General features: G+C 69.3%; 11 protein-coding genes. 2 read left to right on the forward strand and 9 right to left on the reverse strand.

Going from position 1 to position 13,670, the window contains the following annotated elements; genetic code table 11:
* Positions 1 to 193: 193 nt before the first annotated feature.
* Positions 194 to 985, reverse strand: coding sequence for a ParA family protein (locus D7Y21_RS10125; RefSeq protein WP_120564782.1), 792 nt, complete (start codon positions 983 to 985; stop codon positions 194 to 196).
* A gap of 3,684 nt (positions 986 to 4,669) precedes the next feature.
* Positions 4,670 to 5,062: a VOC family protein gene (locus D7Y21_RS10135; protein WP_120564645.1), complete on the reverse strand. Its 393-nt coding sequence runs from the start codon at positions 5,060 to 5,062 to the stop codon at positions 4,670 to 4,672.
* A 99-nt stretch (positions 5,063 to 5,161) separates the two neighbouring features.
* Between D7Y21_RS10135 and D7Y21_RS10140 the strand changes: the two genes are divergently transcribed.
* A complete protein-coding gene (locus tag D7Y21_RS10140) occupies positions 5,162 to 6,115 on the forward strand; it encodes an oxidoreductase (protein ID WP_121712900.1) in 954 nt (317 codons plus the stop codon).
* Between the two features lie 21 nt (positions 6,116 to 6,136).
* Here the strand turns inward: D7Y21_RS10140 and D7Y21_RS10145 are convergent, their stop codons facing one another.
* Together D7Y21_RS10145 and D7Y21_RS10150 are read right to left on the reverse strand one after the other, a co-directional pair.
* Positions 6,137 to 6,985, reverse strand: a complete 849-nt coding sequence (locus D7Y21_RS10145; protein ID WP_233612044.1) for a helix-turn-helix transcriptional regulator — start codon at positions 6,983 to 6,985, stop codon at positions 6,137 to 6,139.
* A gap of 267 nt (positions 6,986 to 7,252) precedes the next feature.
* Positions 7,253 to 7,558 (reverse strand): MarR family winged helix-turn-helix transcriptional regulator, encoded by a 306-nt coding sequence (locus D7Y21_RS10150; RefSeq protein WP_147469246.1) that lies wholly within the window; start codon positions 7,556 to 7,558, stop codon positions 7,253 to 7,255.
* Between the two features lie 30 nt (positions 7,559 to 7,588).
* Here D7Y21_RS10150 and D7Y21_RS10155 point away from each other — a divergent pair, with 30 nt between their 5' ends.
* Positions 7,589 to 8,749, forward strand: a complete 1,161-nt coding sequence (locus D7Y21_RS10155; protein ID WP_121712824.1) for an NAD(P)/FAD-dependent oxidoreductase — start codon at positions 7,589 to 7,591, stop codon at positions 8,747 to 8,749.
* Between the two features lie 29 nt (positions 8,750 to 8,778).
* Here D7Y21_RS10155 and rsmG read toward each other — a convergent pair whose 3' ends face one another.
* From rsmG to D7Y21_RS10180, 5 genes are all read right to left on the reverse strand, one after another.
* Entirely contained in the window at positions 8,779 to 9,432 is a 654-nt protein-coding gene (rsmG, locus tag D7Y21_RS10160; protein WP_121712826.1) for a 16S rRNA (guanine(527)-N(7))-methyltransferase RsmG, read from the reverse strand.
* A 76-nt stretch (positions 9,433 to 9,508) separates the two neighbouring features.
* Complete coding sequence (gene mnmG, locus D7Y21_RS10165; RefSeq protein WP_121712828.1) at positions 9,509 to 11,350, reverse strand: tRNA uridine-5-carboxymethylaminomethyl(34) synthesis enzyme MnmG; 1,842 nt, start codon at positions 11,348 to 11,350, stop codon at positions 9,509 to 9,511.
* Positions 11,351 to 11,830: 480 nt separating this feature from the next.
* On the reverse strand, positions 11,831 to 12,385 hold the full coding sequence (locus D7Y21_RS10170) for a hypothetical protein (protein ID WP_147469247.1): 555 nt from the start codon (positions 12,383 to 12,385) through the stop codon (positions 11,831 to 11,833).
* Between the two features lie 108 nt (positions 12,386 to 12,493).
* A complete protein-coding gene (locus D7Y21_RS10175) occupies positions 12,494 to 13,171 on the reverse strand; it encodes a glutathione S-transferase family protein (protein ID WP_120564652.1) in 678 nt (225 codons plus the stop codon).
* A gap of 36 nt (positions 13,172 to 13,207) precedes the next feature.
* On the reverse strand, positions 13,208 to 13,669 hold the full coding sequence (locus D7Y21_RS10180) for a macro domain-containing protein (RefSeq protein ID WP_121712832.1): 462 nt from the start codon (positions 13,667 to 13,669) through the stop codon (positions 13,208 to 13,210).
* Position 13,670 lies beyond the last annotated feature (1 nt).

Consider the following 13,670-nt stretch of genomic DNA (forward strand, 5'->3'; position numbering starts at 1 on the left):
GCGGGGGCGGCCTGGGGGATGAGGGCGGACAGGCCCCGGCCCAGGGCGCGCTTCTGGGTGTCTGCGTTCTTCTGCACGGCGGTTGGGAACTCCCGCGCCGGCGAGGGGCCGGCGCGCATGGGCCTTGAGTGCTTCACGGCGAACCGGGCACCCGGTCCCACCATTCACATCGCTCTATTAAGGAGGCGGCCGGTCAGGCGACCCGGCGCTTGGACGGCTTGGGGGAGTCCCGGCGCATCAGCTCGCGGCCCAGGGCCAGGTAGCTCTCGCAGCCCTTGGACTTGATGTCGTACAGGATGATCGGCTTGCCGAAGGACGGGCACTCGGACAGGCGCACGTTGCGCGGCACGACGGCCTGGAAGACCTGGTCCTTGAAGTAGCCGCGCACCTCGTCCACGACCTGGTGGGCGATGTTGGCGCGCGCGTCGAACATGGTCAGGAGGATGCCCTCCATCTTCAGCGAGGGGTTGAGCCCCTGCTTGACCAGGTCGATGGTGTGCGTGAGCTGGGACAGACCTTCCAGCGCGTAGTACTCGCACTGGAGCGGGATGAGGACGGAGTCCGCGGTCACCAGCGCGTTGAGCGTGAGCAGGCCGAGCGAGGGCGGACAGTCGATGATGATGTAGTCGTACTTGTCCTTGAGCGGCAGCAGGGCTTCGCGAAGGCGGAACTCGCGGCGCTCCTGGTTGACGAGTTCGACTTCCGCGCCGGTGAGGTCGGGCGTGGCGGGGATGACCTGGAGGAAGCGCAGCTCGGTGGGGTGGATCAGTTCCGAAGCGGGACGGCCGCCGAGGAGTGCGTCGTAGACGGTGCCGGTGAGGTTCTCGCGCTTGAGGCCCAGGCCGCTGCCGGCGTTGCCCTGGGGGTCCATGTCCACCAGCAGGGTGCGGCGCTCCGCGGAGGCGAGGCTCGCTGCGAGGTTGATGGCGGTGGTGGTCTTACCCACGCCGCCCTTCTGGTTGGAGATGCAGATGATACGACCCACGTGGCCCATCCTCTCTCGCCCCGGCTGACGCCAGAGCCCCGCCCGCGGTTCGCGCGGACGTGCGCGCGAATCGGAGCCTGATCAGGCAGCTAGCACGGGGTTCGAGGACGGATCAATTTCCCATCCAAGGTGGGATGGGAGCCCTGCCCGGTCCCTCGCTCGGGGGCCCGTGGATGGTGGGAATTCGCGCGGATGGGGGTGGCTGCGTGTGCCTGCTCGGCTGCTTTCGGGAGGCCGATTCCGTGCGGGGCGGAAGGGTGTTGGGTTTTTCAGGGGGTCGCGCGCGGCGAGTTCGTGGTGGCGGCTTCACGCGGTTCGCGGGTCCGGCGTTTCGCGTGGAACGGGTCGGGGCTTCGTGGGTCCGTGCGGCGGGTGGATTTCGCGCGAACTGGTGCGGCGATTCGGTTCACGCGTTCGGGCACGGCGTCCGGTTCGAGTTCACGTTTGGGCGCGGCGGAGTGGGCGCCGGTTCTGAGCTGAGGTCGCCGCGCGAGTCCGCGTTCTGGTCCGGCGACTTCGGGTCGTGGGTTCCGGATTCGCGGTGGCGTGGACGCAGCGCGAGCGCGCCGTTGAACCACGGTGGGCGTTCGCGCGGGCGGAGGTGTCGTGGTCAGTCCCTGGCCGCGAGGCCTTCTCAAGCTCGCCGCTGAACCGGGGTCGATGCTCATGCGCGGCCGACACGCCCCAGCCATCCGGGTGATGCCCTCCGCGCGAGGTCCACCTCCGCGGAGCACATGGAGCGCCGTGGGTGCCGGGCCTGATGAGCGTCCGGGCCACGTTCATGGATGGGACCCGTGAACGCCACGCGGTTCGCGGTGCGCGCCGGATGGCATCCGGTTCGACGCGTCAGCCGGATGCGACGTTCCGCCAGGCGCCTTCGCGGAACCGAGCCGCCATGCGCAGTGCCGCCATCCCAAGACCGCCGCCACTTCATGCCGGCCGCGACGGTCGTTTCACGTGGAACGCGCATCGGCGCCAACTGCTCCGCCATGTCGGCCTCGGGTCGTGAGTTGGCGGTTCGTGCGGCGCACCGCATGGGATGCACGAACCGCCGCGAAGCACGGCGTCCATCATCGGTCTGGCATGCACGCGGACCGTGGATGCGATGCCTGGGTTCGTGGCGTCGACCGGGCGATGCGGCCCACGGACCTCCACAGCGAACCGTCATCGGAGGCACCGGCACCACCGGCCACACGTCGCCGGCTTCGGACCTGGAGCCGCGCTTGATGGGGAGCGCGTCACGCGACATGTGTCGAGGCACCGGGTTCCCGGCCGAGCCCCATCCGGTGACGAGTCCATGGGATGCGGTGGTCCCAGCCACGACCGCCAGCCGTTCCACGTGGAACACGCGCCATGCCGTTGCGAGCACCACGCCGCGAAAGAACGCTCCCTCCGCTTTTCGCGAACCACGCCCATCGAAGCCGCCACGCCAGGCGTTTCCGTAGCCGCATCCGTGGAGTGAGCGGCGCGACGCGAACGGACCGGACTGCCGCTTCTCACGAACCCCGCGCGAATCGAGCGGTGCCTTGAAGACGAGTCGCTCGGCATGAACGACCGCCCGCGGATGCGAGCGCCGCCATGCGGAAGAACGGTCCTTCGCGTTTCGCGGACCGCGCCAACCCAAAGGCCGCGCGCCTGCGCCGGCAGGTTCCACGTGGAACACGCTCACGCGGTGGCGAGCACACGATGCGGAGCGCGGCATCTCGCGTGGACCCCATCAGCCCGAGTCCGCGGTCCAGCGCCGCTGCTTCAGGCGGACCACGCCACGCCGTTTCGAACAGACGGCGCGAAAGGAGGTCCGGCTTCTGGCGCGGACAACGACGGTTCCAAGCCACGGCCCAACACAGGCCAGCCCGTTCCACGTGGAACACGCGCATGCGGTCGCGAGCACATGCGCGAAGGAAGGCCCGGCATCCATCACGGACAACGGCGCCACCTCAAAGCGACAGGCCCGTGCGGCTCGTTCCACGTGGAACACGCTCACGCCATCTCGCGCGCATGCGGCGAGCCTCGGTCCAGCATCTGACGTGAACCCCTTCTGCCCGGCCTGTTGGTTCCCACGCGGGACGTTCCACGTGGAACACGCTCACGCATCCGCGAACACGGGCAGGTGGAAGCTCGGTCCAGAAGCCGCAGGGGTCTGACCATGCTCGGGCAGTGGATCCACGCGGGCCGTTCCACGTGGAACACGCGCGAGCCGTCACGCGCCTGCGCTGCGGAAGAACCTTCAGCGCTTCATGCGGACCGTGCTTCCGGCAGGGACTGCATCCCCCATGAGGTTCCACGTGGAACACGCTCACGCATCCGCGAACACGTGCAGGCGACGACCGGTCCCGCGCTGTTCATGAACACGGCGCCTCAAGGCAGTGGATCCAACGGGACGTTCCACGTGGAACACGCCGTCCCTCATGCGCTCCTCCACGCACTGAACCCACTACTGCTCGTTGAGCGCGTTGCTCACTTCAAGCGCCGCATCCATGCCGGGACGTTCCACGTGGAACACGTCATGGAGGCCGCGAAGTGGAAGTGTCTGAACCACTTCCGGCACGCGCGATTCGAGCCGTGGTTGGGGAAGGAGCAACCAGCCTGGGGCTCCCTTTCATCCACCGCGCTTCGCATCCGCCATCCATGAATCAGCGCATGGATGCCTGTCCGGATCCGGCACCCAAGGGTCCGCGCACCGCCGTGATGCGCGCCTGATGCGGAGCCGTTCATGCGCTCCCTTCCTCATCACCCAACAGCACGTCCGATGCGCTGTCCCTCACGCTGACGGCCGCAGTCCGAGCAACCAGGGGAGCCCCTTCTTGGAGCGTGTTCCACGTGGAACATGCGAAGCCGCATGAGCGCCGGCTCCCCTCCCCTTCTCCCCATCAAGCGCTTCAGGTCAGCCACGGTTAACCGACACAACGAACAACCGCGTGCCGCTTCAACGCTTGTTCGTCAGCGCCTCCACACGCGGACCGGAGGCCGGCCGTGTTCCACGTGGAACACCGGTCGGCCACTCAGCCCGTGCCTCCATCGCTTCATCTCTTTCAGCGCAGCCCATCACGCATCGGATCCGGTGGTGGGCGGAGGCTCATGACCTCAAAGCCCCGCGCATGCGGATGCCTGGACCCGAAGCCGCGGCGCGACGCGGGCCCACGTGCATGCCCATGCGCGAACAACGACGTGAGTCCGGTCCTTCGTGAGCGGGCTTTCACGCGGCTTCTTGTGATGCTCAGCCAGGACTCAACCGCATCGACCTTCGGGTCCATCCGCGGGACCTTCAGGCAGCGCGTGTTCCACGTGGAACATGGGCATCACGTGCGTCCGCGTTCCGCTTCGAGCCTCTCGCCGTGAACATGTTCCACGTGGAACGCGGAGCCTCATGAGCAACGAACGCCTCCGAGCGACTCCGCTTCAGACGTTCCACGTGGAACAGGAGGCCTCCCAACGCCGCGGCAGGGAGTCCGGTCCGCATGCGCTTTCGCGCCACAACTTCGGGCATGCGTTTCATCCGCATGGAGCTCCGTGGCTCAGACCGATGCCGCGTTTCACGGCGACGGTCCCGAACTTCGATTCATCACGCGGCTGAACTCGCGCACGTGTTCCACGTGGAACGCGGAGCCTCATGACCCGCGAACGCATCCGGGCGACTCCGCCTTGGACGTTCCACGTGGAACATGCGCCGCCGCGCTTCGCCGTTCAGCGTGACCAGGCGGCTTGCTGAAGCACGACGCGGTAGCCGTCCGGATCCTCGAAGGTCCTTCCGTTCGCGTCCCAGTACGGATTGCGTGATGGCACCGGCGCGAAGCCCGCGGTCTCCATGCGGTGGACTCGCGCTGCCCACGCTTCCGGGTCCGGCACGTAGAACACCAGGAGGTGGTCTTCGGACGGAGCTCGCGGCGCTTCGTGTCCGCGCTCCACCGTGAACTCCAGGTGATACGGCGCACCCGCATGTCCCAGCATCACGCCGTCGAACCCGGCATGGTCTTCGAATCCTCCGAGCACCTCGAAGCCCAACCCGTCCCGGTAGAAGCGCACCACCGCATCCAGGTCCCGTGTCGGCCTCGCGACCCGCAGCTTCACCGCGTCCATGCGCTGCCCTCCCCTTCCCGGATCCGCATCCGGGTGGTGCCAGACATAGGATGAATTGACGCTCTTTTCGCGCGGACCTCGGGCCTGCACCCTGTGCCCATGACCACGAAACAGCAGCCCCTGAACTCCGGCTTCAGCGCGACCACCACCGCACGCGAGGCGCTGGGCAACACCCGGCTCGATGGCACTGTCGCCATCGTGACCGGCGGCTACGCGGGCATCGGACTGGAGACCACCCGCACGCTCCACGCCGCGGGTGCCACCGTCATCGTCCCCGCGCGGACTCCCGACAAGGCCCGCGCCGCGCTCGCTGGATTGGAGCGCGTGGAGTTGGAGCCGTTGGACCTCATCGACCCGGCGTCCATCGATGCGTTCGCATCGCGCTTCATCGCGTCCGGCCGGCCGCTGCACCTGCTCATCAACAACGCGGGCATCATGGCCTCGCCGCTCACCCGCGACGCGCGCGGGTTCGAGTCCCAATTCGCCACCAACCACCTGGGCCACTTCCAGCTCACCGCCCGGCTCTGGCCCGCGCTGAAGCAGGCGAACGGCGCGCGCGTGGTGTGCCTGTCATCGCGCGGCCACTTCTTCGCCGACGTCGACTTCGAGGACCCCTTCTTCCAGCAGCGCCCCTACGACAAGTGGGTCGCCTACGGTCAGTCGAAGACCGCGAACATCCTCTTCGCTGTCGGACTGGATGCGCGCGGCGAGGCCCACGGCGTGCGCGCGTTCGCCGTCCACCCCGGCGGCATCCTCACGGAGCTGGTCCGGTCCATGTCCGAGGAGGAGGTCCGCGCCTCCATCGAGAACTCCAACAAGGTCGAACCGCTGAAGACGCCGGAACAGGGCGCAGCGACCACGGTCTGGTGCGCGACCAGCCCCCAGCTCGCGGGCAAGGGCGGCGTCTACTGCGAGAACGTCGACATCGCCGTGATGGCGCCCGCCGACGCCACCATCCGGCGCGGCGTGAAGGACTGGGCCGTGGATCCGAAGCGGGCCGACCGGTTGTGGTCCGCGAGCGAGTCGTGGACCGGCGTTCGCTTCAACCCGTGACGCGCGGCTCGCGGATCCGCGCTACGTCCGCAGGAACAGCTTCCGCGCGCGCTCCAGGTTGGGACCGGGACGCGGTGAATAGAAGGACACGCGCAGCTCCCGCCCATCGGGTTCCGAGTACGTGAGCGTGACGTTCTCGAACTCGATGGGTCCCAGCTCCGGGAGGATGAGCACCTTCAACATGGAGGGGGTCTCCACCACGTCGTGCTCACGCCAGAGGCGCGCGAACTCCGGGCTCGCGGCCTGGAGCTTCTCCACCAGCGCGTCGAACTCCGACCGGTCCGCGGCCCTCGCGGCGTCCATCCGGAATCCCGCCACGGCTCGGCGCACCGCCTCCTCCCAGGAGGGCATGCGCGCGCGCCGGTCCGGATTCATGAACAGCGCCCACAAGCCGTTGCGCTCCTCCGGCGAGGAGGCCGGAAGTCCCAGGTCCGCGTAGAGGATCGTCGCCGCCGCGTTCCACGCGATGATGTCCCACCGCCGGGTGGAGACGAGCGCCGGAAAGGGATGCGCATCGAGCAGCCGTTGAAGCGCGTCGCTGACCGACTCCGGAGAGCGCACGGGCAGGGGCGCGGGCCGGCCGTGCGCCAGCGCGAAGAGGTGCAGACGTTCCGTCGGCGTCAGGCGGAGCGCGACCACCAGGCGCTCCAGCAGCGGTTCGGAGACGTGGATGTCCCTCCCCTGCTCCAGCCACGTGTACCAACTGACGCCCACGTCGGCGAGCCGCGCCAGTTCCTCGCGGCGAAGGCCCGGCGTGCGACGCCGCGAACCCGCGGGAAGTCCCACCTCCTCCGGATGCAAACGCTCACGGCGGCTGCGAAGGAAGTGCGCGAGTTCGACGCGCCCGGAGCTGCGGGAGGTGTCCGTCACGCGGAGGCACGTTAGGCGAACCATCCGCGTGCGGCATCGGAACCGCGCGTTCCACGCATCGTCCGCGAACGTTCGTGACCACCCCAGACGTTCAGGCGAACGGTCCAGGTGCCCTCCCCTCCCGACGGGGCGCTCCAAACCTGTCCGACTGTCGGACAAGTTCGCGCGGTGCGACTCAGACGGGAGGCCCTGATGCTTCTCCGTGCGATGGATCCGAGCACCGCTGAAGCGACCGTGGATCCACTCACGTCGTGACGCGGATCCGCGTCACCGCTTCAGGTTCTCCACCACGCGTTGAAGCAGTCTCACCCGTTGCTCCTTCTCCTTCGTGCTGAAGCCCGCCATCACGTCCTGTTCCACGGACATCAGCGCCGCCTTCCCCTCCGGCCATCGCTGTCGCGCCGTGCAGGTGAGCGACGTCAGGCTTCCGCGCGCGTCCGCCGGATTGGGTTCGCGCTGGACCACGCCATCGCGCTCCATGCGCGCCAGCAGCTCCGCCATCGTCGGCTGCTCCACCCGCACCCACTTCGCTTCGATTGGTGTCCCACCACCTGGAGTCCCTTTGGGTTGCATGAGGCCCCATCCCAATTTACATAGCACACTATGCACATTACGAAGACAGTGGGAATCATCGGGGGTGGTCCGGGTGGGCTGACGTTGGCGCGGGTCCTGGAGACACGGGGCATCGCGGCCACGGTGTTCGAGTTGGATGAGCACCCGCTCGCCCGTCCCCAGGGAGGTTCGCTGGACCTGCACGGCGACTCCGGACTGCGCGCGCTTCGCGAGGCCGGACTGGAGGCGGAGTTCAAGGCCGTCGCCCGGTACGACGACCAGGGCGACGCCATCTATGACGCCCAGGGGACGCTCCACTTCCAACACAACGAGGCGAGCGACGGCGACCGGCCAGAGATTGACCGCACGCAGCTGCGCTCACTCCTGCTGGACAGCCTCCCCGCGGAGCGGATCCGCTGGGGAAGCAAGGTGTCCTCCGTGGAGCCGCTCCCCGACGGGCGCTACCGCGTCGTGGGGCCGGCGGGTTCGATTGGCGAGTTTGACCTGGTGGTGGGCGCGGATGGCGCGTGGTCGAGGATCCGTCCGCTCGTGTCCTCAGCGACGCCGGCCTTCACGGGCGTGCTCTTCATCGAGCTGCAAATCGACGACGTGGACACACGGCATCCAGAGGTCGCGAAGCTGCTCCCGCGCGGGAAGATCTCCGTCATCGGGAACAACCAGGGACTCATCGCCCAGCGCAGCAGCCACGGCCACGTGCGCGCGTACTTCATGTTCCGGGTGTCCGAGGCACAGCTCCAGCAGGGGCTCGTGGACACGTCCTCCCCTGCCCGGGCCCGCGAACAGCTCAAGGCGCTGCTCCCAGGATGGGCGCCGTTCCTGCTCGCGTTCATCGACGCGTGCAACGACACCATCGTCGCGCGCCCCATCGTCGCGCTGCCCGTGGGCCATCGGTGGACACACCGGCCGGGCGTGACGCTGCTCGGGGACGCGGCCCACGTCATGCCGCCCTTCTCCGGCGAGGGCGTGAACATGGCGATGCTCGATGGTCTGGAGCTGGGGCTCGCGCTCGCGGCGGATGCCGACTGGAGCCGGGCCGTGAAGGGCTACGAGGAGGCCATGTTCGAGCGCGCCGCCTCGGCCGCCGCGGGTGCCATGCAGGGGCTCGACTTCGTCTCCGAGCACGCGCTCGAGCACGTGCTGGAGCACTTCCGGGAGATCCAGCAGCAGGCGGCGGGCATGGGCTCGCACTGAAGCCGGAGCCCGACCCGCCCTCCCCTCCCCTACTGCTTCGAGAACACCGCGACCTGACGCTCGGCGCCGGAGAACGGGAGCCGGTACGCCCGAGCGGACACCACGCGCAGGTTGCGCTCGGCCGCGCGCGCTTGGAGCTCCGCGTCCGTCTGCTGCTTGCCCAGCATCGCCACTACGCGTCCACCCTCCTCCACGTACGCGGGCGCCAGGTTCAGCCAGTCCGGCAGGTCCATGAACGCTCGCGCGATGAGCACCTGCGCGCGCGGAATCCCTTCCGTCTCCGGCTTCCCTTCCGCCCGAGCGTGCAGTCCGCGCACGCCGACGAGGCCCAGGCTGGCGGCGGCGGCCTTGATGAACGCGATCTTCTTGCCGACCGTGTCCACCAGCGTCACGCCCATCTCCGGCAGCTCCAGCTTGAGCGGCAGCCCGGGGAAGCCCGCGCCCGCGCCCAGGTCCAGGAGCGACGTCGCGCCCTTCACCTCCGGCAGCACCGCGAGCGAGTCCAGGAAGTGCTTCTCCAGCACCTCCTCCGGCGCGGTGATGGCCGTGAGGTTCACCTTCGCGTTCCACTTCAGGAGCTCCGCCATCAGCCGCTGGAGCTTGGGTCCCACGTCCGGTCCCACGGTGATTCCCAACGCACTGCATCCGGATGCCAGCTGATCTGCGAACCGCGCGTTATCCACAACACCTCCACCCCGAAGGGCCCTTCAAGTCCTTGGAATCATTCAGGAGAAATTCATCCCCAGAAATATCCACACGTTATCCACAGCCCTGTTCCTGATCACTTGACGGCCCCTGCCCCCGCTTGAGCGCGACCAGGAGCAGGGACACCGCGGCGGGCGTCAGGCCCGGAATCCGCCGAGCCTGCCCCACCGTCCCGGGCCGGTGCGCGGACAACTTCTCCACAGCCTCCGTACCCAGACCGCGCACGTCCGTGAAGCGGAACGTGTCGGGGATGCGCCAGCGGTCGGACGCCTCCGCCTCGCGCGCCGCGGCCCGGGCGGCCTGGGCGATGTAGCCCTCGTACTTCACCTCCACCTCCACCTCCTCCGCGACGTCGGGGGTGAGGGCCGGGAAGTCCTCGCGCTCTTGCGCCAGCTGCGCGTACGTCACCTCCGGGCGCTTGAGCCGCATGGCCAGGCCGGAGCGCTTGAGCCGCGCGACCTCCGCCGTCACCGCCTGGGCCCGGGCCTCCGCGCGCTCCAGGGCCTCCTTCGGCAGGAGCCCCACGCGATGTCCGTGACGCGCGAGCCGCAGGTCCGCGTTGCCCTCGCGCAGCTTGAGCCGGTGTTCGGAGCGGCTGGTGAACATGCGGAACGGTTCATCCACGCCCTTCGTCACCAGGTCATCCACGAGCACCGCGCCGTGCGCTTCATCACGACCCACGACGAGCGCCGGTTCGCCCTTCACCTGGAGCGCCGCCTGGATGCCGGCCCACAGGCCCTGGAAGGCGGCCTCCTCGTAGCCGGAGGTGCCGTTGAGCTGGCCCGCGAAGAACAGGCCCGCGACGGCCTTCGTCTCCAGCGTGGGGTGCAGCTGCGTGGGCGGCGCGTAGTCGTACTCCACCGCGTAGCCGTAGCGGACCACCTCCACGCGGGACAGGCCGGGGATGGTGCGCAGGAACTCCAGCTGCACGTCCGCGGGCATGCTGGTGGACAGGCCCGCCGGGTACACGAGCGGCGACGTGGGCCCCTCCGGTTCGAGGAACACCTGGTGCCGTTCGCGAGCGGCGAAGCGCACCACCTTGTCCTCCAGCGACGGGCAGTACCGGGGCCCTCGCCCCACGATGTCCCCCTGGAACAGCGGCGAGCGGTGCAGGTTGTCGCGCAGCAGCCGGTGCGTCGCCTCCGTCGTCGCGGTGAGGCCGCACATCACGGAGGGCCGGCGCGGGAACGGCAGGCCCTGCTCCACCTGCGTGCGCCAGGAGAACGGCCGCACGCCCACGTCCCCCGACTGCGGCGTGACTGCGTCCCAGTCGATGCTGTCCCGGGACAGGCGCGCGGGCGTGCCCGTCTTGAAGCGGCCCAGTGTGAAGCCGAGCGCGTGCAGCGACTCCGACAGGCCGCGCGCGGCTTCGTCTCCCAGACGGCCGCCGACCTCCTTCTGCTCGCCCACGTGCATGAGCGCGCGAAGGAAGGTGCCGGTGGTGAGGAGCACCGCGCGGGCCAGTACGTGCGTGCCGTCCCCCAGCACCACGCCCTTCACCCTCCCCTCCTCCGCGACGACGGCGGCCACTTCGCCTTCGAGCACGGCGAGGTTGGGTTGGGTGAAGAGGAAGGACTGCATGCCTGCGGCGTAGGCATCGCGGTCGCAGAGGACGCGAGTGGCCTGCACGGCGGGGCCCTTGGAGGGATTGAGGACCTTGACGTGCGTGCCCGCGAGGTCCGCCGCGCGCCCCATCTGTCCCCCGAGCGCATCCAGCTCACGCACCAGGTGGCCCTTGGCGGTGCCACCCACGGCGGGGTTGCAGCTCATCACGGCGGCGCGCTCGCGCTTGAGCGTCACGCCCAGGGTGGACAGGCCCATTCGAGCGCACGCGAGCGCCGCCTCGCAGCCCGCGTGGCCCAGGCCCACCACGACGATGTCGTATCGGAGTTCCATCGCGTCCCGGGGGGTATCACGCCCCGGCGCGTCCGTGGCAAGCCGACCCTGGGGACACCGTCCACCCGGCTGGTTCCTCCCCGGCCTGGGCCGTGGCCCAAACACAGACATGGCCCGGCCAAGTTTGGGAGCACGCGAGGCGGGCAGTGGGAGGGGTAACAACGCCGCCCGCCTCGCGCGCACCAGTCATCGTGGATCCGTCAAGGACGCGCCTGACACACCGGTGGCGTCTCTGGCCCTTCGACGGCGATGGCATCCATGGGACCTTGCCCGCACGAGTCCCCCGGACCTCGTGCCTTCACATGGCGTCGCACACACGGGGGCCGGAAAGCGGCCCATGCGGTGAGGGCGCATGGGGCTCTCGGACTCGAACCAGCGAGGCCGGCGGACCCTCCGTGTGCGCGACGGGGAAGGGTATAGCGGGGGGGTCTGACATTCCCGGTGCCGGGCCCTTCACCCGGGCCCGGAAACCGCCCGGCGTCAGCGGGTGGGGAGGGGATTCGACCGGCTGGGGCAGTGCACGTTCTCCGGGCAGCGCCCGTCGGACTTGGGGATGCACGCGCCGCAGCACTCCATCTCGTCCGGGCGGCACGCCGGCACGCACGCGCCGCACTGCACCACGCCGCCGCAGCCATCGTTCGCGGTGCCGCACTTCAGCCCCAGCGAGGCGCACGTCGAGCGCTGGCAGACGCAGCGGTCGTCCACGCAGGACTCGTTGGGTTTGCACCCGGGGCTGCAGGTGCTGATGGGGCCGGTGGGTTCCTTCTTCGGCTCGGCGGGAACGGGCGGGGCCACGCAGCGGCCCTCGGTGCACGTGCCGGCCTGACAGTCGCCGCAGTCGATGAAGCCGCCACACCCGTCCGGCGTCCGGCCACAGGCCACCATCGCCTGCGAGCACGTGGCCGGCGCGCAGCCATCCAGCGCCACGTTGTCCCGCGACGCGCGCACGGTGCCGCCGCTCGGCGTGCACGCGCCCCACAGTCCCAATGCCAGACACAGTCCGGCCCACCGGCCCAGGCTCCGCACCACTTCCATGTCATCCACTCCCCGGGCTCCCGATTCAGGAGCCTTGAACGGCCCCATCATGCGCACGCCCGAGACGGATGTCCGGGTCCATGACGGGGCAGGGGAGGGGAGGGCGCTTCAGCGCTGGATGAGCCCGCGAGCGCCCTCGATGCGCTGCGCGGCGGTCCGTGCGTCCTCCTGCTTGCGCGGAGTGGGCACATCCAGTCCGCGCTGCGCCGCGGGCCGGTTCTCGATGGAGGCCAGCCACCGCTGCACGCCCGGCAGCCCGTCCACGGACACGCCCGCCCACTCGTGCGAGCGCACCCACGCCCAGTTCGCGATGTCCGCGATGCTGTAGTCCCCGGCCAGGTACTCGTGGTCCTTCAGCCGGCTCTCCAGCACCGTGTACAGGCGGCGCGTCTCGTTCTGGTACCGGTCGATGGCGGGCTGAAGCTTCTCCGGGAAGTAGCGGAAGAAGACGTTGGCCTGCCCCTGCATGGGGCCCACGCCGCCCATCTGGAACATCAGCCACTGGATGACTCGCGAGCGGCCCTTCGCGTCCGTGGGCATCAGCTTGCCCGTCTTCTCAGCCAGGTAGATGAGGATGGCGCCGGATTCGAAGACGGCGAAGTCGCCCTCCGAGCGGTCCACGATGGCGGGGATGCGGCCATTCGGGTTGATGGCCAGGAACGCGGGCTGCTTCTGCACGCCGGTGGAGATGTCCAGCGCGTGCACGGTGTATGGCAGCGCCAGTTCCTCCAGAGCCACGGAGACCTTGAAGCCGTTCGGCGTGCCCCACGTGTACAGGTCGATCATGTCACCCTCGCTTCGCGTGTGAAGAGGTGCGCTCGTCTAACGGCGGAAGCGCACCACGCGCACGTCGAAATCGGGGGCGTCCCCCAGGGCCTCGCGCATCAGCTCCAGCGCGCGGTCCTCGTTGAAGCTCCCGGAGCCCGCGCCAATGATGGGGAACGCCAGGGAGCGGAAGCCGTGCTCGGTGGCCCGCGCCAGCGCGTTTCGCACCGAGTCCTGGATGGACCGCGCGGAAGCACGCCAGAGCATGTTGATGCCCGCGACGTGGATGATGCCCTTGAAGGGCAGGCGCCCCGGCCTGGTCACCACCGCCGAGCCCAGCGGCATGGGCCCCACGCGCGCCAGCTCACGGAACGGCGCCGTACCGCCCCGGCGCTTGATGGCCCCGGACACCCCCTGCGGCAACAGCAGCCACCAGGGGATGATGTTCCGGTTCCACGCGTTGACGATGGCGTCCACCGGCTGATCCAGCAGGTCGCCTTCCACCAGTTGCACGGGCATG

It is taken from the genome of Corallococcus sp. AB045 (assembly GCF_003668895.1).
Lineage (GTDB): Bacteria > Myxococcota > Myxococcia > Myxococcales > Myxococcaceae > Corallococcus > Corallococcus coralloides.